Origin of the sequence: Pseudomonas simiae (assembly GCF_900111895.1) — a bacterium.
GTDB classification, from domain to species: domain Bacteria; phylum Pseudomonadota; class Gammaproteobacteria; order Pseudomonadales; family Pseudomonadaceae; genus Aquipseudomonas; species Aquipseudomonas simiae.
Genome location: NZ_FOKB01000007.1, coordinates 308,979 through 330,815, shown reverse-complemented (window position 1 = coordinate 330,815; position 21,837 = coordinate 308,979). Strand labels below are relative to the sequence as shown.

General features: G+C 55.0%; 19 protein-coding genes, 4 tRNA genes and 1 rRNA gene. All 24 read left to right on the top strand.

Annotated elements, in window-relative coordinates; translation table 11 throughout:
- Nucleotides 1–194 precede the first annotated feature (194 nt).
- The 24 genes from rrf (at nucleotide 195) to rplW (ending at nucleotide 21,837) form a co-directional block, all read left to right on the top strand.
- Nucleotides 195–310: ribosomal RNA gene (rrf, locus tag BMZ57_RS22045) — 5S ribosomal RNA — on the top strand.
- Nucleotides 311–480: 170 nt separating this feature from the next.
- Entirely contained in the window at nucleotides 481–1,440 is a 960-nt protein-coding gene (gene birA / locus BMZ57_RS22040; RefSeq protein WP_010206931.1) for a bifunctional biotin--[acetyl-CoA-carboxylase] ligase/biotin operon repressor BirA, read from the top strand.
- A complete protein-coding gene (locus BMZ57_RS22035) occupies nucleotides 1,430–2,179 on the top strand; it encodes a pantothenate kinase (RefSeq protein WP_010206930.1) in 750 nt (249 codons plus the stop codon). Before birA ends, BMZ57_RS22035 begins: the two co-directional genes overlap by 11 nt.
- Before the next feature lie 7 nt (nucleotides 2,180–2,186).
- On the top strand, nucleotides 2,187–2,633 hold the full coding sequence (locus BMZ57_RS22030) for a hypothetical protein (RefSeq protein WP_069673117.1): 447 nt from the start codon (nucleotides 2,187–2,189) through the stop codon (nucleotides 2,631–2,633).
- A 143-nt stretch (nucleotides 2,634–2,776) separates the two neighbouring features.
- Nucleotides 2,777–2,861, top strand: a tRNA-Tyr gene (locus tag BMZ57_RS22025).
- A 24-nt stretch (nucleotides 2,862–2,885) separates the two neighbouring features.
- Nucleotides 2,886–2,959 (top strand) — tRNA-Gly (locus BMZ57_RS22020).
- 26 nt (nucleotides 2,960–2,985) lie between these two features.
- Nucleotides 2,986–3,061: transfer RNA gene (locus BMZ57_RS22015), tRNA-Thr, on the top strand.
- Between the two features lie 161 nt (nucleotides 3,062–3,222).
- A tRNA-Trp gene (locus BMZ57_RS22010) sits at nucleotides 3,223–3,298 on the top strand.
- Nucleotides 3,299–3,343: 45 nt separating this feature from the next.
- Nucleotides 3,344–3,712, top strand: coding sequence for a preprotein translocase subunit SecE (gene secE, locus BMZ57_RS22005; RefSeq protein WP_003194658.1), 369 nt, complete (start codon nucleotides 3,344–3,346; stop codon nucleotides 3,710–3,712).
- Between the two features lie 9 nt (nucleotides 3,713–3,721).
- Nucleotides 3,722–4,255: a transcription termination/antitermination protein NusG gene (gene nusG / locus BMZ57_RS22000; RefSeq protein ID WP_003176436.1), complete on the top strand. Its 534-nt coding sequence runs from the start codon at nucleotides 3,722–3,724 to the stop codon at nucleotides 4,253–4,255.
- A 117-nt stretch (nucleotides 4,256–4,372) separates the two neighbouring features.
- Nucleotides 4,373–4,804: a 50S ribosomal protein L11 gene (gene rplK / locus BMZ57_RS21995; protein ID WP_003176435.1), complete on the top strand. Its 432-nt coding sequence runs from the start codon at nucleotides 4,373–4,375 to the stop codon at nucleotides 4,802–4,804.
- A complete protein-coding gene (gene rplA / locus BMZ57_RS21990) occupies nucleotides 4,804–5,499 on the top strand; it encodes a 50S ribosomal protein L1 (RefSeq protein WP_003176434.1) in 696 nt (231 codons plus the stop codon). Before rplK ends, rplA begins: the two co-directional genes overlap by 1 nt.
- 199 nt (nucleotides 5,500–5,698) lie before the next feature.
- The gene (gene rplJ, locus BMZ57_RS21985; protein WP_010206364.1) at nucleotides 5,699–6,199 is read left to right on the top strand and encodes a 50S ribosomal protein L10; all 501 of its coding nucleotides are present in this window, start codon (nucleotides 5,699–5,701) and stop codon (nucleotides 6,197–6,199) included.
- Nucleotides 6,200–6,277: 78 nt separating this feature from the next.
- Nucleotides 6,278–6,643 carry a 50S ribosomal protein L7/L12 gene (gene rplL, locus BMZ57_RS21980; RefSeq protein WP_021492993.1) on the top strand — a complete coding sequence of 122 codons (366 nt, stop codon included), beginning with the start codon at nucleotides 6,278–6,280 and terminating at the stop codon, nucleotides 6,641–6,643.
- A 219-nt stretch (nucleotides 6,644–6,862) separates the two neighbouring features.
- Nucleotides 6,863–10,936, top strand: coding sequence for a DNA-directed RNA polymerase subunit beta (rpoB, locus tag BMZ57_RS21975; RefSeq protein ID WP_010206926.1), 4,074 nt, complete (start codon nucleotides 6,863–6,865; stop codon nucleotides 10,934–10,936).
- A 64-nt stretch (nucleotides 10,937–11,000) separates the two neighbouring features.
- Nucleotides 11,001–15,200 (top strand): DNA-directed RNA polymerase subunit beta', encoded by a 4,200-nt coding sequence (gene rpoC, locus BMZ57_RS21970; protein WP_010206924.1) that lies wholly within the window; start codon nucleotides 11,001–11,003, stop codon nucleotides 15,198–15,200.
- A gap of 217 nt (nucleotides 15,201–15,417) precedes the next feature.
- Entirely contained in the window at nucleotides 15,418–15,789 is a 372-nt protein-coding gene (rpsL, locus tag BMZ57_RS21965; protein WP_002555494.1) for a 30S ribosomal protein S12, read from the top strand.
- A gap of 118 nt (nucleotides 15,790–15,907) precedes the next feature.
- Entirely contained in the window at nucleotides 15,908–16,378 is a 471-nt protein-coding gene (gene rpsG, locus BMZ57_RS21960) for a 30S ribosomal protein S7 (protein ID WP_002555493.1), read from the top strand.
- A 30-nt stretch (nucleotides 16,379–16,408) separates the two neighbouring features.
- Complete coding sequence (gene fusA / locus BMZ57_RS21955; RefSeq protein WP_033900034.1) at nucleotides 16,409–18,514, top strand: elongation factor G; 2,106 nt, start codon at nucleotides 16,409–16,411, stop codon at nucleotides 18,512–18,514.
- A gap of 30 nt (nucleotides 18,515–18,544) precedes the next feature.
- Nucleotides 18,545–19,738, top strand: a complete 1,194-nt coding sequence (gene tuf / locus BMZ57_RS21950; protein ID WP_010206920.1) for an elongation factor Tu — start codon at nucleotides 18,545–18,547, stop codon at nucleotides 19,736–19,738.
- 159 nt (nucleotides 19,739–19,897) lie between these two features.
- Nucleotides 19,898–20,209 (top strand): 30S ribosomal protein S10, encoded by a 312-nt coding sequence (rpsJ, locus tag BMZ57_RS21945; RefSeq protein ID WP_003186070.1) that lies wholly within the window; start codon nucleotides 19,898–19,900, stop codon nucleotides 20,207–20,209.
- Nucleotides 20,210–20,290: 81 nt separating this feature from the next.
- Nucleotides 20,291–20,926 carry a 50S ribosomal protein L3 gene (gene rplC, locus BMZ57_RS21940; RefSeq protein ID WP_003194649.1) on the top strand — a complete coding sequence of 212 codons (636 nt, stop codon included), beginning with the start codon at nucleotides 20,291–20,293 and terminating at the stop codon, nucleotides 20,924–20,926.
- Nucleotides 20,927–20,938: 12 nt separating this feature from the next.
- Complete coding sequence (gene rplD / locus BMZ57_RS21935; RefSeq protein ID WP_003176424.1) at nucleotides 20,939–21,541, top strand: 50S ribosomal protein L4; 603 nt, start codon at nucleotides 20,939–20,941, stop codon at nucleotides 21,539–21,541.
- Nucleotides 21,538–21,837: a 50S ribosomal protein L23 gene (gene rplW, locus BMZ57_RS21930; RefSeq protein ID WP_002555488.1), complete on the top strand. Its 300-nt coding sequence runs from the start codon at nucleotides 21,538–21,540 to the stop codon at nucleotides 21,835–21,837. The genes rplD and rplW overlap by 4 nt, the downstream gene beginning before the upstream one ends.

Genomic DNA, 21,837 nt, shown 5'->3' with positions numbered 1-21,837 from the left:
GAGCTAACCAATACTAATTGCCCGTGAGGCTTGACCATATAACACCCAAGCAATTTGACTACTCTAACGAGCATCAGATTGCGGTGTGTGAAGATGATACGAACCGAAAGTTCGATATCTCACAAAACACCGATCTGTCACATACCCAATTTGCTGAAGCGAGGCCATTTGGTCACGACTCAGTACCCGAATTTCTTGACGACCATAGAGCATTGGAACCACCTGATCCCATCCCGAACTCAGCAGTGAAACGATGCATCGCCGATGGTAGTGTGGGGTTTCCCCATGTGAGAGTAGGTCATCGTCAAGATTAAATTCCAGAACCCCTGTTTGCTAACGCAGACAGGGGTTTTGTTTTGGGCGGTCGAAAAGCATAGAGATGTCCATTTCTCGGCTACCTTCAGTGCTAAAGTCCTGCGTTTCTATGCAATGACCCTGCGCATGGCTATCATGCGTGCCTCATTGTGAGGCGATATTTGCATGCTGACGCTGTTAAAACTTCTGAAAGATGGCCGATTCCACTCGGGGGAAGCGCTGGGCGCCGCCCTTGGTGTTAGCCGCAGTGCTGTCTGGAAGCAACTCCAGCACCTGGAAGCAGAATTGAATCTGCCCATACATAAGGTGCGAGGGAAGGGGTACCAGTTGGCGTCACCGCTGGTGTTCTTGACTGCTGAAGATATTGCGCTGAATGCGCCCTCCTTGGTGTGGCCCATTCATATATCTGACTCCATTGACTCCACAAATGCTGAAGCCTTGCGTCTTGTTGGTGCCGGGTGCGAGGCGCCGTTTCTAGTGCTTGCGGAGCAGCAAACGGCCGGCCGGGGGCGGAGGGGGCGGAAGTGGGTGAGTCCATTTGCGCAGAATGTGTATTACAGCCTCGTATTGCGCATCGAGTCGGGGCTTCGGCAGTTGGAGGGGCTGAGCCTGGTTGTGGGCTTGGCGGTCATGCAGGCCTTGCGCGAGTCTGGTGTGCAGGGGGCAGCGCTGAAATGGCCTAACGATGTTCTGGTGGGTCAGAAGAAGATTGCCGGCATTTTGCTGGAGTTGGTCGGTGACCCTGCGGATATCTGTCACGTTGTCCTTGGAATAGGCATCAACGTGAATATGCAGAGAGCCGACGATGTGGACCAGCAATGGACTTCACTTCAGTTACAGACAGGCTCTCCGGTGGATCGTAACGCTTTGGTGGCGCGATTGGGGTTGCAGTTGCAAGACTACCTTGAGCGGCACCGCCTGGGCGGTTTTATCGCGCTTCAAGAAGAGTGGGAGCAGAATCACGCTTGGCAGGGGCGTCCGGTATCCCTTATTGCGGGTGTCCACCAAATTGATGGAGTTGTACTGGGGGTCGATCACCAGGGGGCATTGCGCTTGAGTGTTGATGGTGTTGAGAAAATATACAGTGGTGGTGAGCTAAGCCTGAGGTTGCGTGATGATTCTTGAGCTCGACTGCGGGAATAGCTTTATCAAGTGGCGTGTGCTTGATGTCGGTGATACGCGTGCGTCGGCGGAAGGGGTTGTCGGTTCAGACCTGGCATTGATTGACAGCCTTGTGGCGCTTCCCGGACTGTTGCTAACGCGTTGCCGATTGGTGAGTGTTCGTGCCCTGGAAGAAACAAGCAAACTGGTCGAGGCACTGCATGAGGCTTTCGGGGTTGCTGTTTCCTGTGCTGTGCCTGCGCGTGAGATGGCAGGAGTGCGCAACGGCTACGAAGATTTTGAGCGTCTGGGCCTTGATCGCTGGTTGGCAATGCTCGGTGGATTCAAGCTGGCACGCGGCGCTTGCTTGGTGCTTGATTTTGGTACGGCAGCCACGGCGGATTTTATTGCCGCGGACGGTGAGCACCTTGGCGGTTTCATTTGCCCGGGTATGCCGCTCATGCGCAACCAGTTGCGAACTCATACACGCAAGATACGCTACGACGACGCTGCTGCTGAAAGGGCGATGGAACGACTCTCTCCAGGTCGTACGACTGCTGAGGCCGTGGAACGAGGTTGTACGCTTATGCTGAGAGGGTTCGTACTGACTCAGTTGGAGTTGGCGCGAAGCTACTGGGGTGATGATTTCACTGTTTTTCTCACCGGAGGGGACGCCGATTTGGTGGTAGATGCAGTCCCGCAGGCCAGACTCGTTCCAGATCTGGTTTTTGTCGGTTTGGCGATGGCTTGCCCTTTGTCCTGAGGTGATTATGCGTTGGTTGTTTTTGCTTTTACTCGTCCTCAACGCCTTCTATTACATTTGGCATCAACAAGAAGCACCGTTGCGCGCCAAAGATGTCACGCCCCTGAGCCTTTACAAGGGGTCGCAACAGGACATCCGACTGCTCAGCGAATCCTCTGACGTTGTAGTGCGCAAAGAGCGTGCAAAGGCAGCTGATGCGCAAAATACGTGTTTGTACATTGGTGGCTTTGCGGACCAGCGACAGGCGCAGGCCGTTGAGCAGCGGCTCACGAGCCTGGATATAAAGGTCAAGGTTCAATTGCTGAATACTGTCGATGCTTCCGGCTATTGGCTGCGTGTAGCGCCTGAAAGCCGACGCCTGGCTGAGGATCTGCCATTTGAAAACCTTGCTAAGGAATTCAATGAGTTAAAACATAAAATAATGTTGTGCGAAGGCGTTGCATCTCTCGAATAGTTTGCATAGAATGGCGCCCGCTTCGCAGTGAAGACCTTTAAGGCCTACAGCGTGAAGCGAAGGTCAACGCAGCTAACCTCATATTTTTAAATGAGAAAATGCTTGACAGAAGGCCGGCGTGATGTAAAATGCCGGCTCGCTTAGGAGGGGTTCCCGAGCGGCCAAAGGGATCAGACTGTAAATCTGACGTCTACGACTTCGAAGGTTCGAATCCTTCCCCCTCCACCATTTTTAGCGTGAGCTGCAAGCTCCGCGGGTATAGTTTAGTGGTAGAACCTCAGCCTTCCAAGCTGATGATGCGGGTTCGATTCCCGCTACCCGCTCCAAGTTTGCAGGTTGTGCAAGATGTTTCGCTCTTGTAGCTCAGTTGGTAGAGCACACCCTTGGTAAGGGTGAGGTCAGCGGTTCAAATCCGCTCAAGAGCTCCATATGACAAGGCAGATATGAAAATATCTGCCTTTGTTTTAACAGCTGCCTCGGCTTGTTGGTGTGTATCTGGCTCTTATGGTTAGGTGATTTCAAGTCTAGTGGGGTTGGTTGTTGTAAAGTCTTTTTCAGGCCTGCATAATGGTCGGCCTGATTTTGTTTTAGGTCAGTAGCTCAATTGGCAGAGCGACGGTCTCCAAAACCGTAGGTTGGGGGTTCGATTCCCTCCTGACCTGCCAGATTCACGTGGTGTATCTGGCTTTCTTTTCACAGGATCTTCATAGATGACTCCTAAGGCTGAAGCTCAAAGCTCTCGTTTCGATCTGGTCAAGTGGCTCGCTGTAGTCGCCTTGGTGGTCGTAGGCGTTGTTGGCAATCAGTACTATTCTGCTTCGCCGATCCTGTACCGCGTGCTCGCTTTGCTTGCTCTTGCTGCTGTTGCTGCCTTTGTAGGCCTGCAGACTGCCAAAGGCAAGTCTTTCGCGGTCCTGGTAAAGGAAGCTCGCACCGAAATTCGTAAAGTCGTTTGGCCGACTCGCCAAGAAACCACGCAGACCACGTTGATCGTTGTGGCTGTTGTTCTGGTTATGGCGTTGCTGTTGTGGGGGCTTGATTCCCTGCTCGGCTGGCTTGTTTCCTTGATTGTTGGCTAAGGGTGTCCCGTGGCTAAGCGTTGGTACGTTGTGCATGCTTACTCGGGTTACGAGAAGCATGTTATGCGCTCTTTGCTAGAGCGCGTAAAGCTGGCAGGCATGGAAGATGGTTTCGGCGAAATTCTGGTTCCCACTGAAGAAGTGGTTGAAATGCGGAATGGCCAGAAGCGCAAGAGTGAACGCAAGTTCTTCCCAGGCTATGTGCTGGTTCAGATGGACATGAATGAAGGTACTTGGCACTTGGTCAAGGATACCCCTCGTGTCATGGGTTTCATTGGCGGTACCGCTGATAAGCCTGCTCCTATCACTGACAAAGAAGCAGAAGCGATTCTGCGCCGCGTTGCTGATGGTAGCGACAAGCCTAAGCCGAAGACGTTGTTCGAGCCGGGTGAGGTTGTTCGTGTCACAGATGGTCCGTTTGCTGATTTCAACGGTACTGTCGAAGAAGTTAACTACGAAAAGAGCCGGATCCAAGTGGCGGTGCTCATTTTCGGTCGCTCTACTCCGGTAGAGCTGGAGTTCAGCCAGGTCGAGAAGGTCTAGCTGAGCAAGCATCCCAACCCCGCAGCCTTAGGCTGTGGGGTTTTGTCGTCACTGGGATAAACGCGCAAGTAACCGGGGAGCCTTTCGAGGCGCTTGAACCCGTAATTGGAGTGCCTCATGGCCAAGAAGATTACCGCTTACATCAAGCTGCAAGTGAAGGCCGCTCAGGCCAACCCAAGTCCACCTGTTGGTCCAGCTCTGGGTCAGCACGGCGTGAACATCATGGAATTCTGCAAGGCCTTCAACGCCCGTACTCAGGGTCTTGAGCCAGGTCTGCCGACTCCAGTGATCATCACTGTATACAGCGACCGTAGCTTCACTTTCGAAACCAAGTCGACCCCGGCTTCGGTTCTGCTGAAGAAAGCTGCTGGTCTGACTAGCGGTTCCGCTCGTCCTAACACCGTTAAGGTTGGCACCGTAACTCGTGCTCAGCTGGAAGAAATCGCGAAAACCAAAAACGCGGATCTGACTGCAGCTGATATGGATGCAGCCGTGCGTACCATCGCCGGTTCTGCTCGTAGCATGGGCCTTAACGTGGAGGGTGTGTAATGGCTAAGCTGACCAAGCGTCAAAAGGCTATCGCCGGCAAAATCGAAGCGGGCAAGTCCTACAATTTTGTAGACGCTGCTGCTCTGCTGACCGAGCTGTCGACTGTCAAGTTCAGCGAGTCCGTTGACGTTGCTGTAAACCTGGGCGTTGACCCACGTAAATCCGACCAGGTCGTTCGTAGCGCAACTGTGCTGCCACACGGTACTGGCAAGACTGTACGTGTAGCTGTCTTCACCCAAGGCCCGGCAGCTGAAGCTGCTCTGGCCGCCGGCGCTGATCGCGTTGGCATGGACGACCTGGCTGCCGAAATGAAAGGCGGCGACCTGAACTACGACGTCGTTATTGCTTCCCCGGATGCAATGCGCGTTGTGGGTCAGTTGGGTCAGATCCTCGGTCCACGTGGTCTGATGCCTAACCCTAAAGTCGGCACTGTAACGCCAGACGTAGCCACCGCGGTTAAAAACGCCAAGGCTGGTCAGGTTCGTTATCGCACCGACAAAAACGGCATCATTCACACCTCCGTTGGCAAGGTCGGCTTCGACGCCGTCAAGCTGAAGGAAAACGTTGAAGCCCTGATCGCTGATCTGAAGCGTATCAAGCCAGCTTCCTCGAAAGGTATCTACGTCAAGCGCGTTACCCTGAGCACCACTATGGGCCCAGGTCTGGTCATCGACCAAGGTTCGCTGGACGTATAAGACACAGATTGGCGCGAGCGATCGCGCCAATTGAAAAAATTGGGGTCCCTGCCTGGCGGGGGCTATCCAAGACCGTAGGCGGCGCAAGTCTTAAACCACAAGCCTACGCAGATGGTGCTCCCGGTTCCTTACCGAATCAGACACCAAAACGACATCCGGCTCCGGCCAGATGAAACGGTAACAAGCAGGAGTTAAACCCGTGGCAATTAATCTCGAAGACAAGAAGGCCATCGTCGCTGAAGTCAACGAGGCTGCCAAAGCTGCTCTGTCCGCTGTCGTGGCTGATGCCCGTGGTGTGACAGTAGGCGCTATGACCGGACTCCGTAAAGAGGCTCGTGAAGCTGGCGTATACGTACGTGTTGTACGTAACACCCTGCTCAAGCGCGCTGTTGCTGACACTGAATACAGTGTCCTCAACGACGTGTTCACCGGCCCGACTCTGATCGCGTTCTCCAAAGAACATCCAGGCGCTGCTGCCCGTTTGTTCAAAGAATTCGCCAAGAGTCAGGAAAAGTTCGAGATCAAGGCAGCTGCGTTCGAGGGCAAGTTCCTCGCAGCTAACCAAATCGACGTACTGGCAACACTGCCGACCCGCGACGAAGCCATTTCGCAGCTGATGAGCGTGATTCAAGGCGCTACCAGCAAGCTGGCTCGTACTCTGGCCGCAGTTCGCGAGCAAAAAGAAGCTGCCGCAGCCTAAGGCTGAGCGACTTCTCTCGCGTATTTTTGTTTATTTCGATGGCCGAGTAGGCCGTCCCCCAATTCAGGAAATACAGCAATGTCTATCTCCCAAGACGATATCCTCAACGCCGTAGCTGAAATGTCGGTTCTGCAGGTTGTTGAGCTGATCAAAGCTTTCGAAGAAAAATTCGGCGTTTCCGCTGCCGCTGCTTCCGCTGGCCCAGCTGTTGCTGCTGTTGCTGCTGAAGAGCAAACCGAATTCAACGTCATGCTGCTGGAAGCTGGCGAGAAGAAAGTAAACGTGATCAAGGCAGTACGTGAACTGACCGGTCTGGGCCTGAAAGAAGCCAAGGCTGTAGTTGACGGCGCTCCTGCCCAGGTTCTGGAAGCTGTTACCAAAGACGCAGCTGACAAAGCCAAAGCAGCACTGGAAGAAGCAGGCGCTAAAGTCGAGCTGAAGTAAGCATCGACCTTGCGTCTCCAGCCCAAGCGTTAAGCTGAAGGCTGATGGCTGGTGGCTCTTGCCACCGGCCTTTTTCCGTTCTTGGCTGACGACTCGGTCGCCGCCATTAACGCGCTGTAGCCACCCGATGCGGTGGTGCAAACCATGGGGTTTGCGAGATTTTCTGGCTGCTCCCGTCGGGGGGGCCAAACAAGCAGGTGACCAAGCTGGGGAACGCTGATGGCTTACTCATATACTGAGAAAAAACGTATCCGCAAGGACTTTAGCAAGTTGCCGGACGTCATGGATGTCCCGTACCTTCTGGCTATCCAGCTGGATTCGTATCGTGAATTCTTGCAGGCGGGAGCGACCAAAGATCAGTTCCGCGACGTGGGCCTGCATGCGGCCTTCAAATCCGTTTTCCCGATCATCAGCTACTCCGGCAATGCTGCGCTGGAGTACGTCGGTTATCGCCTGGGCGAACCGGCATTTGATGTCAAAGAATGCGTGTTGCGCGGTGTTACGTACGCCGTACCTTTGCGGGTAAAAGTCCGTCTGATCATTTTCGACAAAGAATCGTCGAACAAAGCGATCAAGGACATCAAAGAGCAAGAAGTCTACATGGGCGAAATCCCACTGATGACTGAGAACGGTACCTTCGTTATCAACGGTACCGAGCGTGTGATCGTTTCCCAGCTGCACCGTTCCCCGGGCGTGTTCTTCGACCACGACCGCGGCAAGACGCACAGCTCTGGTAAGCTCCTGTACTCCGCGCGGATCATTCCGTACCGTGGTTCGTGGTTGGACTTCGAGTTCGATCCGAAAGACTGCGTGTTCGTGCGTATCGACCGTCGTCGCAAGCTGCCGGCCTCGGTACTGCTGCGCGCGCTCGGCTACACCACTGAGCAAGTGCTGGACGCCTTCTACACCACCAACGTATTCAGCCTGAAGGATGAAACCCTCAAGCTGGAGCTGATTGCTTCGCGTCTGCGTGGTGAAATTGCTGTCCTGGACATTCAGGATGAAAAGGGCAAGGTCATTGTTGAAGCTGGCCGTCGTATCACTGCGCGCCACATCAACCAGATCGAAAAAGCCGGTATCAAAGAGCTGGAAGTGCCTCTGGACTACGTCCTGGGCCGCACGACCGCCAAGGTCATCGTTCACCCAGCTACAGGCGAAATCCTGGCTGAGTGCAACACCGAGTTGAACACCGAAATCCTGGCCAAAATCGCCAAGGCTCAGGTTGTTCGCATCGAGACCCTGTATACCAACGACATCGACTGCGGTCCGTTCATTTCCGACACGCTGAAGATCGACTCCACCAGCAACCAATTGGAAGCGCTGGTCGAGATCTATCGCATGATGCGTCCTGGTGAGCCACCAACCAAAGACGCTGCCGAAACCCTGTTCAACAACCTGTTCTTCAGCCCTGAGCGCTATGACCTGTCTGCGGTCGGCCGGATGAAGTTCAACCGTCGTATCGGTCGTACCGAGATCGAAGGTTCGGGCGTGCTGTGCAAGGAAGACATCGTCGCGGTACTGAAGACCCTGGTCGACATCCGTAACGGCAAAGGCATCGTCGATGACATCGACCACCTGGGTAACCGTCGTGTTCGCTGTGTAGGCGAAATGGCCGAGAACCAGTTCCGCGTTGGCCTGGTACGTGTTGAGCGTGCGGTCAAAGAGCGTCTGTCGATGGCTGAAAGCGAAGGCCTGATGCCGCAAGACCTGATCAACGCCAAGCCAGTGGCTGCGGCGGTGAAAGAGTTCTTCGGTTCCAGCCAGCTTTCCCAGTTCATGGACCAGAACAACCCGCTCTCCGAGATCACCCACAAGCGCCGTGTATCTGCACTGGGCCCGGGCGGTCTGACCCGTGAGCGTGCTGGCTTTGAAGTTCGTGACGTACACCCGACGCACTACGGTCGTGTTTGCCCGATCGAAACGCCGGAAGGTCCGAACATCGGTCTGATCAACTCCCTGGCCGCTTATGCGCGCACCAACCAGTACGGCTTCCTCGAGAGCCCGTACCGCGTGGTGAAAGACGCTCTGGTCACCGACGAGATCGTGTTCCTGTCCGCCATCGAAGAAGCTGATCACGTGATCGCTCAGGCTTCGGCCACGATGAACGACAAGAAAGTCCTGGTCGACGAGCTGGTAGCTGTTCGTCACTTGAACGAGTTCACCGTCAAGGCGCCGGAAGACGTCACCTTGATGGACGTGTCGCCGAAGCAGGTAGTGTCGGTTGCAGCGTCGCTGATCCCGTTCCTGGAGCACGATGACGCCAACCGTGCGTTGATGGGTTCCAACATGCAGCGTCAAGCTGTACCGACCCTGCGCGCCGACAAGCCGCTGGTAGGTACCGGCATGGAGCGTAACGTAGCTCGTGACTCCGGCGTTTGCGTCGTGGCTCGTCGTGGCGGCGTGATCGATTCCGTTGATGCCAGCCGTATCGTGGTTCGTGTTGCCGATGACGAAGTAGAAACTGGCGAAGCCGGTGTCGACATCTACAACCTGACCAAATACACCCGCTCGAACCAGAACACCTGCATCAACCAGCGTCCGCTGGTGAGCAAGGGTGATCGCGTTCAGCGCAGCGACATCATGGCTGATGGCCCGTCCACCGATATGGGTGAGCTGGCTCTGGGCCAGAACATGCGTATCGCGTTCATGGCATGGAACGGCTTCAACTTCGAAGACTCCATCTGCCTGTCCGAGCGTGTTGTTCAAGAAGACCGCTTCACCACGATCCACATTCAGGAACTGACCTGTGTGGCACGTGACACCAAGCTTGGGCCTGAGGAAATCACTGCAGACATCCCGAACGTGGGTGAAGCTGCACTGAACAAGCTGGACGAAGCCGGTATCGTTTACGTAGGTGCTGAAGTAGGCGCAGGCGACATCCTGGTAGGTAAGGTCACCCCGAAAGGCGAGACTCAACTGACTCCGGAAGAAAAACTGCTGCGTGCCATCTTCGGTGAAAAAGCCAGCGACGTTAAAGACACCTCCCTGCGTGTGCCTACCGGTACCAAGGGTACTGTCATCGACGTACAGGTCTTCACCCGTGACGGCGTTGAGCGTGATGCTCGTGCACTGTCCATCGAGAAGACCCAGCTCGACGAGATCCGCAAGGACCTGAACGAAGAGTTCCGTATCGTTGAAGGCGCGACCTTCGAACGTCTGCGTTCCGCCCTGGTAGGCCACAAGGCTGAAGGCGGCGCAGGTCTGAAGAAAGGTCAGGACATCACCGACGAAATCCTCGACGGTCTTGAGCACGGCCAGTGGTTCAAACTGCGCATGGCTGAAGATGCTCTGAACGAGCAGCTCGAGAAGGCTCAGGCCTACATCGTTGATCGTCGCCGTCTGCTGGACGACAAGTTTGAAGACAAGAAGCGCAAACTGCAGCAGGGCGATGACCTGGCTCCAGGCGTGCTGAAAATCGTCAAGGTTTACCTGGCAATCCGTCGCCGCATCCAGCCGGGCGACAAGATGGCTGGTCGTCACGGTAACAAGGGTGTGGTCTCCGTGATCATGCCGGTTGAAGACATGCCGCACGATGCCAATGGCACCCCGGTCGACGTCGTCCTCAACCCGTTGGGCGTACCTTCGCGTATGAACGTTGGTCAGATCCTTGAAACCCACCTGGGCCTCGCGGCCAAAGGTCTGGGCGAGAAGATCAACCGTATGATCGAAGAGCAGCGCAAGGTCGCAGACCTGCGTAAGTTCCTGCACGAGATCTACAACGAGATCGGCGGTCGCAACGAAGAGCTGGACACCTTCTCCGACCAGGAAATCCTGGATCTGGCGAAGAACCTGCGCGGCGGCGTTCCAATGGCTACCCCGGTGTTCGACGGTGCCAAGGAAAGCGAAATCAAGGCCATGCTGAAACTGGCAGACCTGCCAGAAAGCGGCCAGATGCAGCTGTTCGACGGCCGTACCGGCAACAAGTTCGAGCGCCCGGTTACTGTTGGCTACATGTACATGCTGAAGCTGAACCACTTGGTAGACGACAAGATGCACGCTCGTTCTACCGGTTCGTACAGCCTCGTTACCCAGCAGCCGCTGGGTGGTAAGGCTCAGTTCGGTGGTCAGCGTTTCGGGGAGATGGAGGTCTGGGCACTGGAAGCATACGGTGCTGCTTACACTCTGCAAGAAATGCTCACAGTGAAGTCGGACGATGTGAACGGCCGGACCAAGATGTACAAAAACATCGTGGACGGCGATCACCGTATGGAGCCGGGCATGCCCGAGTCCTTCAACGTGTTGATCAAAGAAATTCGTTCCCTCGGCATCGATATCGATCTGGAAACCGAATAACACGTGACGCGAATCGAGAGCGGGGCCGTTTAGCCCGCTCTCTGCTCCGCCAGGAGGAAAGGCCTTGAAAGACCTACTGAATTTGCTGAAAAACCAGGGTCAAGTCGAAGAGTTCGACGCCATCCGTATTGGATTGGCATCGCCTGAGATGATCCGTTCGTGGTCGTTCGGTGAAGTTAAAAAGCCGGAAACCATCAACTACCGTACGTTCAAACCTGAGCGTGACGGCCTGTTCTGCGCCAAGATCTTTGGCCCGGTAAAGGATTACGAGTGCCTGTGCGGTAAGTACAAGCGCTTGAAGCACCGTGGTGTGATCTGCGAGAAGTGCGGCGTTGAAGTTGCACTGGCCAAGGTTCGTCGTGAGCGCATGGCGCACATCGAACTGGCTTCGCCAGTTGCCCATATCTGGTTCCTGAAATCGCTGCCGTCCCGTATCGGCTTGCTGATGGACATGACTCTGCGTGATATCGAACGCGTTCTCTACTTCGAGAGCTATGTCGTTATCGATCCAGGCATGACCACCCTTGAAAAAGGTCAGCTGCTGAACGACGAGCAGTATTTCGAAGCGCTGGAAGAGTTCGGCGACGATTTCGATGCCCGCATGGGTGCCGAAGCTGTCCGCGAACTGCTGCACGCTATCGACCTGGAGCACGAGATTGGCCGTCTGCGTGAAGAAATTCCGCAAACCAACTCCGAAACCAAGATCAAGAAGCTGTCCAAGCGTCTGAAGTTGATGGAAGCCTTCCAGGGTTCCGGCAACTTGCCAGAGTGGATGGTGCTGACCGTTCTGCCGGTTCTGCCGCCAGACCTGCGTCCGCTGGTACCGTTGGACGGTGGTCGTTTCGCGACGTCCGACCTCAACGACCTGTACCGCCGCGTGATCAACCGTAACAACCGCTTGAAGCGCCTGCTCGATCTGTCCGCGCCGGACATCATCGTGCGCAACGAAAAGCGTATGTTGCAAGAAGCGGTCGACGCCTTGCTCGACAACGGTCGTCGTGGCCGCGCTATCACTGGTTCCAACAAGCGTCCTCTGAAATCCCTGGCTGACATGATCAAGGGTAAGCAAGGTCGTTTCCGTCAGAACTTGCTCGGTAAGCGTGTTGACTACTCCGGTCGTTCGGTAATTACCGTAGGCCCGACCCTGCGTCTGCACCAGTGCGGTCTGCCTAAGAAGATGGCTCTGGAGCTGTTCAAGCCGTTCATCTTCGGCAAGCTGGAAATGCGCGGTCTCGCGACCACCATCAAAGCGGCCAAGAAAATGGTCGAGCGCGAACTGCCAGAGGTTTGGGACGTTCTCGCTGAAGTGATCCGCGAACACCCGGTTCTCCTCAACCGTGCACCGACCCTTCACCGTCTGGGTATCCAGGCGTTTGAACCGGTACTGATCGAAGGTAAGGCTATCCAGCTGCACCCGCTGGTCTGTGCTGCGTACAACGCCGACTTCGACGGCGACCAAATGGCCGTGCACGTACCGCTGACACTGGAAGCCCAGTTGGAAGCGCGCGCGTTGATGATGTCGACCAACAACATTCTGTCGCCAGCCAACGGTGAGCCAATCATCGTTCCGTCGCAGGACGTTGTATTGGGTCTGTACTACATGACCCGTGAAGCGATCAACGCCAAGGGCGAAGGTCGTGTGTTCGCTGACCTGCAAGAAGTTGACCGTGTGTTCCGTGCCGGCGAAGCCGCACTGCACGCCAAGGTCAAAGTGCGGATCAACGAAACCGTCAACGACCGTGATGGCGGCAGCGTGACCAACACCCGTATTGTCGACACCACCGTCGGCCGTGCGCTGTTGTATCAGGTTGTACCAAAAGGCCTGTCGTACGACGTCGTCAACCTGCCGATGAAGAAAAAGGCGATCTCCAAGCTGATCAACCAGTGCTACCGCGTGGTTGGTTTGAAAGAAACCGTGATCTTCGCTGACCAGTTGATGTACACCGGTTTTGCTTACTCGACCATTTCCGGCGTTTCCATCGGTGTTAACGACTTCGTTATCCCGGATGAAAAAGCCCGCATCATCGGTGCTGCCACCGACGAAGTGAAAGAGATCGAAAGCCAGTACGCCTCCGGCCTGGTAACCCAGGGCGAGAAGTACAACAAGGTAATCGACCTTTGGTCGAAGGCGAACGACGAAGTTTCCAAGGCGATGATGGCCAACCTCTCGAAAGAGAAAGTCATCGACCGTCACGGCGACGAAGTTGACCAAGAGTCCTTCAACTCGATGTACATGATGGCCGACTCGGGCGCACGGGGTTCTGCTGCGCAGATCCGTCAGCTCGCCGGTATGCGTGGCCTGATGGCCAAGCCGGACGGTTCCATCATCGAAACGCCGATTACTGCGAACTTCCGTGAAGGTTTGAGCGTACTTCAGTACTTCATCTCCACTCACGGTGCTCGTAAGGGTCTTGCGGATACCGCGTTGAAAACCGCTAACTCCGGTTACCTGACTCGTCGTCTGGTAGACGTTGCACAAGATCTGGTTGTCACCGAGATCGATTGCGGCACCGAGCACGGCCTGCTGATGACTCCGCACATTGAAGGCGGTGACGTTGTAGAGCCGCTGGGTGAGCGCGTATTGGGTCGTGTGATTGCCCGTGACGTATTCAAGCCAGGCACCGAGGAAGTTATCGTTCCTGCCGGTACCCTGGTAGACGAGAAGTGGGTCGAGTTCATCGAACTCAACAGCATCGACGAAGTGATCGTTCGCTCGCCGATCAGCTGCGAAACCCGCTACGGCATTTGTGCCAAGTGCTACGGCCGTGACTTGGCTCGTGGTCACCAGGTGAACATCGGTGAAGCGGTCGGCGTTATCGCTGCCCAGTCCATCGGTGAGCCGGGTACCCAGCTGACCATGCGTACGTTCCACATCGGTGGTGCGGCAAGCCGTACCTCCGCAGCTGACAGCGTTCAGGTGAAGAATGGCGGTACTGTCCGTCTGCACAACCTGAAACACGTTGAGCGAGTGGATGGCCACCTGGTTGCTGTGTCCCGTTCCGGTGAGCTGGCAATCGCTGATGACTACGGTCGTGAGCGCGAGCGTTACAAGCTGCCGTACGGTGCTGTGATTTCGGTTAAAGAAGGTGACAAGGTCGACGCTGGCGCAATCGTGGCCAAGTGGGATCCGCACACTCACCCAATCGTTACCGAAATGAAAGGTACCGTGACCTACGTGGGCATGGAAGAAGGCATCACGATCAAGCGTCAGACTGACGAATTGACCGGTATGACCAACATTGAAGTACTCGATGCGAAAGATCGTCCAGCTGCCGGTAAAGACATCCGTCCTGCCGTGAAGATGGTCGATGACAACGGCAAGGACTTGTTGCTGCCAGGCACTGACGTAATCGCTCAGTACTTCCTGCCAGCCAACGCCCTGGTCGGTGTAGCGGATGGTGCGAAGATCGCGATCGGTGATGTTATCGCGCGTATCCCGCAAGAAACTTCGAAGACCCGTGACATCACCGGTGGTCTGCCGCGTGTTGCCGACTTGTTCGAAGCGCGTCGTCCGAAAGAAGCGTCGATTCTGGCTGAAGTCAGCGGTACCATCGCATTCGGTAAGGAAACCAAAGGCAAGCGCCGTCTGGTTATTACACCGAACGACGGTAGCGATCCGTACGAAGAGCTGATTCCGAAGTGGCGTCACCTCAACGTCTTCGAAGGCGAGCAGGTAAACCGCGGCGAAGTTATCTCCGACGGCCCAAGCGATCCACACGACATCCTGCGTCTGCTGGGTGTGAGTGCGCTGGCCAAGTACATCGTTAACGAGATCCAGGACGTTTACCGCCTGCAAGGCGTGAAGATCAACGATAAGCACATCGAGACGATCCTGCGTCAGATGCTGCGTAAAGTTGAAATCGCTGAATCCGGCGATTCCAGTTTCATCAAGGGCGACCAGATGGAACTGACTCACGTACTGGTGGAAAACGAGCGTCTGGCCGCGGAAGACAAATTTGTCTCCAAGTTCACTCGCGTGTTGCTGGGTATCACCAAGGCGTCGTTGTCCACTGAGTCGTTCATCTCGGCGGCCTCCTTCCAGGAGACCACTCGCGTACTGACCGAAGCAGCGGTAACCGGCAAGCGCGATTACCTGCGCGGCCTGAAAGAAAACGTGGTTGTGGGTCGTCTGATCCCAGCCGGTACCGGTTTGGCTTACCACAGCGAGCGTAAGCGTCGCCGTGATGCTGACAAACCGTTGCGCGTAAGCGCCAGTGAAGTGGAAGCTGCACTGACCGAAGCGCTGAACTCTAGCGGTAACTGAGTTCTGCGATAAATAAGACCGGGCCCTGGCAGCCCCCATTCGTCGGATCGAGGCAGTTTTGTCCCGGTTCGATGAGAGGGGAGGTCGGGGCCTTGCCTTGACTGGGGACAAGATCCTCTTTAGACTCTTGTACCCCTAAATTTGGCGGGAATTCGTTCCTGCCATTTTGCTTTTCTTGCAAGACAATAGCGTCGCAAGACAACAGTGGAGCTAGTAGATGGCAACTATCAACCAGCTGGTACGTCAGCCGCGTAAGCGTATCGTCGAGAAATCCGACGTACCTGCGCTGCAGAACTGCCCGCAACGTCGTGGCGTATGCACTCGCGTGTATACCACTACGCCGAAAAAACCTAACTCGGCATTGCGTAAAGTATGCCGTGTGCGCCTGACCAACGGTTTCGAGGTTTCCTCGTACATCGGTGGTGAAGGTCACAACCTGCAAGAGCACAGCGTGGTACTGATCCGCGGCGGTCGTGTAAAAGACTTGCCAGGTGTTCGTTACCACACCGTACGCGGCTCCTTGGATACTTCCGGCGTTAAAGGTCGTAACCAGGGTCGTTCGAAGTACGGTACCAAGAAGCCTAAGTAGTAGCGGCTTTTTGTAACACTGAATCATCTTATTTTCTGAGTCGATAAGAGTAAGGTCGGAGGCGTCCCGAAAGGGCACCGATTCCGAGCGAACCTGAAGACCGTTTGAGGGCTTATCCATGCCAAGAAGACGCGTAGCAGCCAAGCGCGAAGTGCTTGACGATCCAAAATACGGAAGCCAAATCCTGGCCAAGTTCATGAACCACGTGATGGAAAGCGGCAAGAAAGCCGTTGCCGAGCGTATCGTTTATGGCGCGCTGGAAAAGGTTAAAGAACGCAAGAACAGCGATCCCCTGGAAATCTTCGAGAAAGCTCTCGACGCCATCGCTCCGCTGGTCGAAGTGAAGTCGCGCCGTGTAGGCGGTGCTACTTACCAGGTTCCGGTCGAAGTTCGCCCGTCCCGTCGTAACGCTCTGGCAATGCGCTGGTTGGTAGACTTCGCCCGTAAGCGCGGCGAGAAGTCTATGGCTCTGCGTTTGGCCGGCGAGCTGTTGGACGCTGCTGAAGGTAAAGGTGCTGCTGTTAAGAAGCGTGAAGACGTGCACCGTATGGCTGAAGCTAACAAAGCTTTCTCGCACTACCGCTTCTAATCTTAGCTTCACTAATTTTGCGAGGGCTTTATGGCTCGTACTACTCCGATTAGCCGCTACCGTAACATCGGTATCGTTGCTCACGTGGATGCTGGTAAAACCACCACCACTGAGCGCGTACTGTTTTACACCGGCAAAAGTCACAAAATGGGCGAGGTGCATGACGGCGCCGCGACCACAGACTGGATGGTTCAGGAGCAGGAGCGTGGTATTACCATTACTTCTGCTGCTATTACCGCCTTCTGGAAAGGTTCCGAGAAGCAGTACAAAGACGAGCACCGTTTCAACGTAATCGATACCCCGGGCCACGTAGACTTCACCATTGAAGTTGAACGTTCCCTGCGCGTACTCGACGGCGCTGTCGTTGTGTTCTGCGGTACCTCGGGTGTTGAGCCGCAATCGGAAACCGTATGGCGTCAAGCCAACAAGTACGGTGTTCCACGTCTTGTTTACGTAAACAAGATGGACCGTGCTGGCGCCAACTTCCTGCGCGTGATCGGTCAGATCAAGCAGCGTCTGGGTCACACCCCGGTGCCAATCCAATTGGCTATCGGTTCCGAAGACAACTTCCAGGGTCAGATCGATCTGATCAACATGGAAGCGGTCTACTGGAATGATTCCGACAAAGGTATGGTTCCTGTTCGCAAGCCTATCCCTGCAGAGCTGCAGGAACTGGCTGACGAGTGGCGTAACAACATGGTTGAGGCTGCTGCCGAAGCCAACGAAGAGCTGATGAACAAGTACCTCGAAGGTGAAGAACTCACCAACGTGGAAATCAAGGCTGCTCTGCGTCAGCGTACTATCGCTGGTGAGATCGTCTTGGCTGTTTGTGGTTCTTCCTTCAAGAACAAGGGTGTTCCCCTGGTTCTCGACGCCGTTATCGACTACCTGCCGGCTCCAACCGACATTCCTGCTATCAAGGGTACCAACCCGGATAACGAGGAAGAAGAGATGGAGCGTCACGCCGATGACAGCGAGCCGTTCTCGGCTTTGGCGTTCAAGATCGCAACCGACCCATTCGTGGGTACTTTGACCTTCGTCCGCGTTTACTCGGGCGTGTTGGCCTCCGGCGACGGCGTGATCAACTCGGTTAAAGGCAAGAAAGAGCGCGTGGGTCGTATGGTGCAAATGCACGCAAACGCCCGTGAAGAGATCAAGGAAGTGCGCGCTGGTGACATCGCGGCCCTGATCGGCATGAAGGACGTCACCACTGGTGAGACTTTGTGCGACGCTGCCAAGCCAATCATCCTGGTTCGGATGGACTTCCCGGAGCCGGTTATTTCGGTTGCCGTAGAGCCTAAGACCAAGGATGACCAGGAAAAAATGGGTATCGCTCTGGGCAAACTTGCTCAGGAAGATCCATCTTTCCGCGTCAAGACTGATGAAGAGACTGGTCAAACGATCATCTCTGGCATGGGCGAGCTTCACCTGGACATCCTGGTTGACCGGATGCGCCGTGAGTTCAACGTCGAAGCCAACATCGGTAAGCCTCAGGTTTCCTATCGTGAGCGCATCACGAAGAATTGCGAAATCGAAGGCAAGTTCGTTCGTCAGTCCGGCGGTCGTGGTCAGTTCGGTCACTGCTGGATCCGTTTTGCTCCTGCTGACGAAGGTCAGGAAGGTCTGCAATTCGTGAACGAAGTAGTAGGTGGTGTTGTTCCTAAGGAATACATCCCTGCTATCCAGAAGGGTATCGAAGAGCAGATGAAGAACGGTGTTGTTGCCGGCTATCCGCTGATCGGCCTGAAAGCAACCGTTTTTGACGGTTCTTACCACGACGTCGACTCCAACGAGATGGCGTTTAAGGTGGCTGCTTCCATGGCAACCAAGCAACTGGCCCAGAAGGGCGGTGGTGAGTTGCTTGAGCCAATCATGGCGGTAGAAGTTGTTACACCTGAAGACTATATGGGTGATGTCATGGGCGACCTTAACCGTCGTCGCGGCATGATCTTGGGTATGGAAGACACGGTTTCCGGCAAAGTGATTCGCGCCGAGGTTCCGTTGGGTGAGATGTTCGGTTATGCGACCGACGTTCGCTCCATGTCCCAGGGTCGCGCAAGCTACTCTATGGAATTCAAAAAATACAACACAGCTCCGGCGCACATCGCTGAAACTGTATCCAAAAAACAAGGCTGATTCAGTCCTTTAGGCAAGGAGTTAATTGTCGTGGCTAAAGAAAAATTTGATCGTTCCCTACCGCACGTCAACGTTGGCACCATCGGTCACGTTGACCACGGTAAAACCACTCTGACTGCTGCTCTGACTCGCGTTTGCTCCGAAGTTTTCGGTTCGGCTCGTGTTGACTTCGACAAGATCGACAGCGCACCAGAAGAAAAAGCTCGTGGTATCACCATCAACACCGCGCACGTTGAGTACAACTCGACTATTCGTCACTACGCTCACGTTGACTGCCCAGGTCACGCTGACTATGTGAAGAACATGATCACTGGTGCTGCCCAGATGGACGGCGCTATCCTGGTTTGCTCGGCCGCTGATGGTCCGATGCCACAAACCCGTGAGCACATCCTGCTGTCCCGTCAGGTAGGCGTTCCGTACATCGTGGTCTTCCTGAACAAGGCTGACCTGGTAGACGACGCTGAGCTGCTGGAACTGGTTGAGATGGAAGTGCGCGATCTGCTGAGCACTTACGACTTCCCAGGCGACGACACTCCGATCATCATCGGTTCTGCTCGTATGGCTCTGGAAGGCAAAGACGACAACGAAATGGGCACCACTGCCGTTCGTAAGCTGGTTGAAACTCTGGATTCCTACATCCCAGAGCCAGTTCGTCTGACCGACAAGCCGTTCCTGATGCCAATCGAAGACGTATTCTCGATCTCCGGTCGTGGTACTGTTGTGACTGGTCGTATCGAGCGCGGTATCGTTCGCGTTCAGGATCCACTGGAAATCGTTGGTCTGCGTGACACCACCGTCACCACCTGCACCGGTGTTGAAATGTTCCGTAAACTGCTCGACGAAGGTCGTGCTGGCGAGAACTGCGGCGTTCTGCTGCGTGGTACCAAGCGTGACGACGTTGAGCGTGGCCAGGTTCTGGTTAAGCCAGGTTCGGTTAAGCCGCACACCAAGTTCACCGCAGAAGTTTACGTTCTGAGCAAGGAAGAAGGCGGTCGTCACACTCCGTTCTTCAAAGGCTACCGTCCACAGTTCTACTTCCGTACTACTGACGTGACCGGTAACTGCGAATTGCCAGAAGGCGTAGAAATGGTAATGCCAGGCGATAACATTCAAATGACTGTTACCCTGATCAAAACCATCGCTATGGAAGACGGCCTGCGCTTCGCTATCCGTGAAGGCGGCCGTACCGTTGGTGCTGGCGTTGTAGCTAAAATCATCGAGTAATTATCTCTTCTGAGATAGCTCTGATGTTTTGAAAAGGCCCCCGCTCAGCGGGGGCCTTTTTTATTGGGTTGACACCTATCAGGGCCGTCTATAGAATTGCGCCTCCTTTTAACGGGCGTATTGCGCTCGCTGGGAATAGCAGCCGGAGTCTGAAATCCAATGCAAAATCAGCAAATCCGTATCAGGTTGAAGGCTTTTGACCATCGCCTGATCGACCAATCCACCCAGGAAATCGTGGAAACCGCGAAACGTACTGGTGCTCAAGTGCGTGGTCCAATTCCACTGCCTACCCGTAAAGAGCGGTTCACCGTTCTGGTCTCCCCGCACGTCAACAAAGACGCGCGTGACCAGTACGAGATCCGTACTCATAAGCGCGTACTGGACATCGTCCAGCCAACGGATAAAACCGTTGATGCACTTATGAAGCTCGATCTGGCGGCCGGTGTGGAAGTACAGATCAGCCTCGGCTAAGACTTGGGTCTTAGTCGTGTAACGCTCTGAAATGGGCGGCCATAGCGGGTGAAAGCCCCGTACACTCATGAGGTTTACAACATGACTATTGGTGTAGTCGGTCGTAAATGCGGTATGACCCGTATTTTCACCGAAGAAGGTGTCTCCATTCCGGTCACGGTCATTGAGATCGAGCCGAATCGCGTCACCCAGTTCAAAACTGAAGAAACCGATGGCTATCGTGCAGTGCAAGTCACTGTCGGCGAGCGTCGTGCTTCGCGTGTGACTGCTGCTCAAGCAGGTCACTTCGCTAAAGCAAACGTTGCAGCTGGTCGCACTGTTATGGAGTTCCGTCTCGAAGACGGCGACTACCAGGCTGGCGATCTGATCAACGCTGAAATCTTCGCTGCTGGTCAACTGGTTGATGTAACCGGTCAGTCCAAAGGTAAAGGCTTCCAGGGTACGATCAAGCGTTGGAATTTCCGTGGCCAAGACAACACTCACGGTAACTCCGTCTCCCACCGCGTCCCGGGCTCTATTGGCCAGTGCCAGACTCCTGGTCGTGTATTCAAGGGCAAAAAAATGTCCGGTCATATGGGCGCTGAGCGCGTGACCGTGCAGTCCCTCGAAGTAGTGCGCGTCGACGCTGAACGCAATCTGTTGTTGGTCAAGGGTGCTGTTCCTGGCGCTACTGGCGGCAACCTGGTTGTACGTCCAGCGGCCAAGGCTCGCGGTTAAGGGGAAGCTGACATGCAATTAAATGTAAATGACGCTCAAGCGATCGAAGTTTCCGAACTGACATTTGGCGGCGAATTCAACGAGACGCTGGTTCACCAAGCAGTCGTGGCCTACATGGCCGGCGGCCGTCAAGGTAGCAAGCAGCAAAAGACCCGTTCCGACGTACGTGGTGGCGGTAAGCGCCCTTGGCGTCAGAAAGGTACTGGCCGTGCTCGTGCCGGTACTATCCGTAGCCCAATCTGGCGTGGCGGTGGTACCACTTTCGCAGCTCGTCCGCAGGATCACTCGCAGAAGCTCAACAAGAAGATGTACCGCGCAGCTCTGCGCTCCATCCTTGCTGAACTGGTGCGTACTGACCGTCTGGTCGTGGTTCAGGACTTCGCTGTTGAAAGCCCGAAAACCAAAGATCTGCTGGGCAAACTGAACAACATGAGCCTGACCGATGTTTTGATCGTGTCTGAAGCTGTTGATCAGAACCTGTACCTGGCTGCTCGTAACCTGCCACACGTTGATGTACGTGACGTGCAAGGTTCCGATCCAGTTAGTCTGATCGCATACGACAAGGTGTTGATCACCGTGTCGGCCGTGAAGAAATTCGAGGAGCTGCTGGGATGAACCAGGAACGCGTATTTAAAGTTCTGCTTGGCCCGCACGTTTCCGAAAAGGCTACGGTTCTGGCTGACAAGAAAGGCCAGTTCGTTTTCAAGGTTGCAACTGACGCAACCAAGCTGGAAATCAAGAAGGCCGTCGAAAGCCTGTTCAGCGTGAAAGTAGAGCGTGTTACTACCCTGAATGTTCTGGGTAAGAGCAAGCGCACTGCTCGCGGTCTGGGCAAGCGTAATGACTGGAAGAAGGCAGTTATCTCCCTTCAACCAGGCCAAGATCTCGATTTCAGCAGCAGTGCTGAGTAA

What these genes read in the sequence shown, in the direction of transcription:
- birA (WP_010206931.1), top strand. Translation starts at nt 481, where the DNA reads ATGCTGACGCTGTTAAAACTTCTGAAAGATGGCCGATTCCACTCGGGG.
- BMZ57_RS22035 (WP_010206930.1), top strand. Translation starts at nt 1,430, where the DNA reads ATGATTCTTGAGCTCGACTGCGGGAATAGCTTTATCAAGTGGCGTGTG.
- BMZ57_RS22030 (WP_069673117.1), top strand. Translation starts at nt 2,187, where the DNA reads ATGCGTTGGTTGTTTTTGCTTTTACTCGTCCTCAACGCCTTCTATTAC.
- secE (WP_003194658.1), top strand. Translation starts at nt 3,344, where the DNA reads ATGACTCCTAAGGCTGAAGCTCAAAGCTCTCGTTTCGATCTGGTCAAG.
- rplK (WP_003176435.1), top strand. Translation starts at nt 4,373, where the DNA reads ATGGCCAAGAAGATTACCGCTTACATCAAGCTGCAAGTGAAGGCCGCT.
- rplA (WP_003176434.1), top strand. Translation starts at nt 4,804, where the DNA reads ATGGCTAAGCTGACCAAGCGTCAAAAGGCTATCGCCGGCAAAATCGAA.
- rplL (WP_021492993.1), top strand. Translation starts at nt 6,278, where the DNA reads ATGTCTATCTCCCAAGACGATATCCTCAACGCCGTAGCTGAAATGTCG.
- rpoB (WP_010206926.1), top strand. Translation starts at nt 6,863, where the DNA reads ATGGCTTACTCATATACTGAGAAAAAACGTATCCGCAAGGACTTTAGC.
- rpsL (WP_002555494.1), top strand. Translation starts at nt 15,418, where the DNA reads ATGGCAACTATCAACCAGCTGGTACGTCAGCCGCGTAAGCGTATCGTC.
- rpsG (WP_002555493.1), top strand. Translation starts at nt 15,908, where the DNA reads ATGCCAAGAAGACGCGTAGCAGCCAAGCGCGAAGTGCTTGACGATCCA.
- fusA (WP_033900034.1), top strand. Translation starts at nt 16,409, where the DNA reads ATGGCTCGTACTACTCCGATTAGCCGCTACCGTAACATCGGTATCGTT.
- rpsJ (WP_003186070.1), top strand. Translation starts at nt 19,898, where the DNA reads ATGCAAAATCAGCAAATCCGTATCAGGTTGAAGGCTTTTGACCATCGC.
- rplC (WP_003194649.1), top strand. Translation starts at nt 20,291, where the DNA reads ATGACTATTGGTGTAGTCGGTCGTAAATGCGGTATGACCCGTATTTTC.
- rplD (WP_003176424.1), top strand. Translation starts at nt 20,939, where the DNA reads ATGCAATTAAATGTAAATGACGCTCAAGCGATCGAAGTTTCCGAACTG.
- rplW (WP_002555488.1), top strand. Translation starts at nt 21,538, where the DNA reads ATGAACCAGGAACGCGTATTTAAAGTTCTGCTTGGCCCGCACGTTTCC.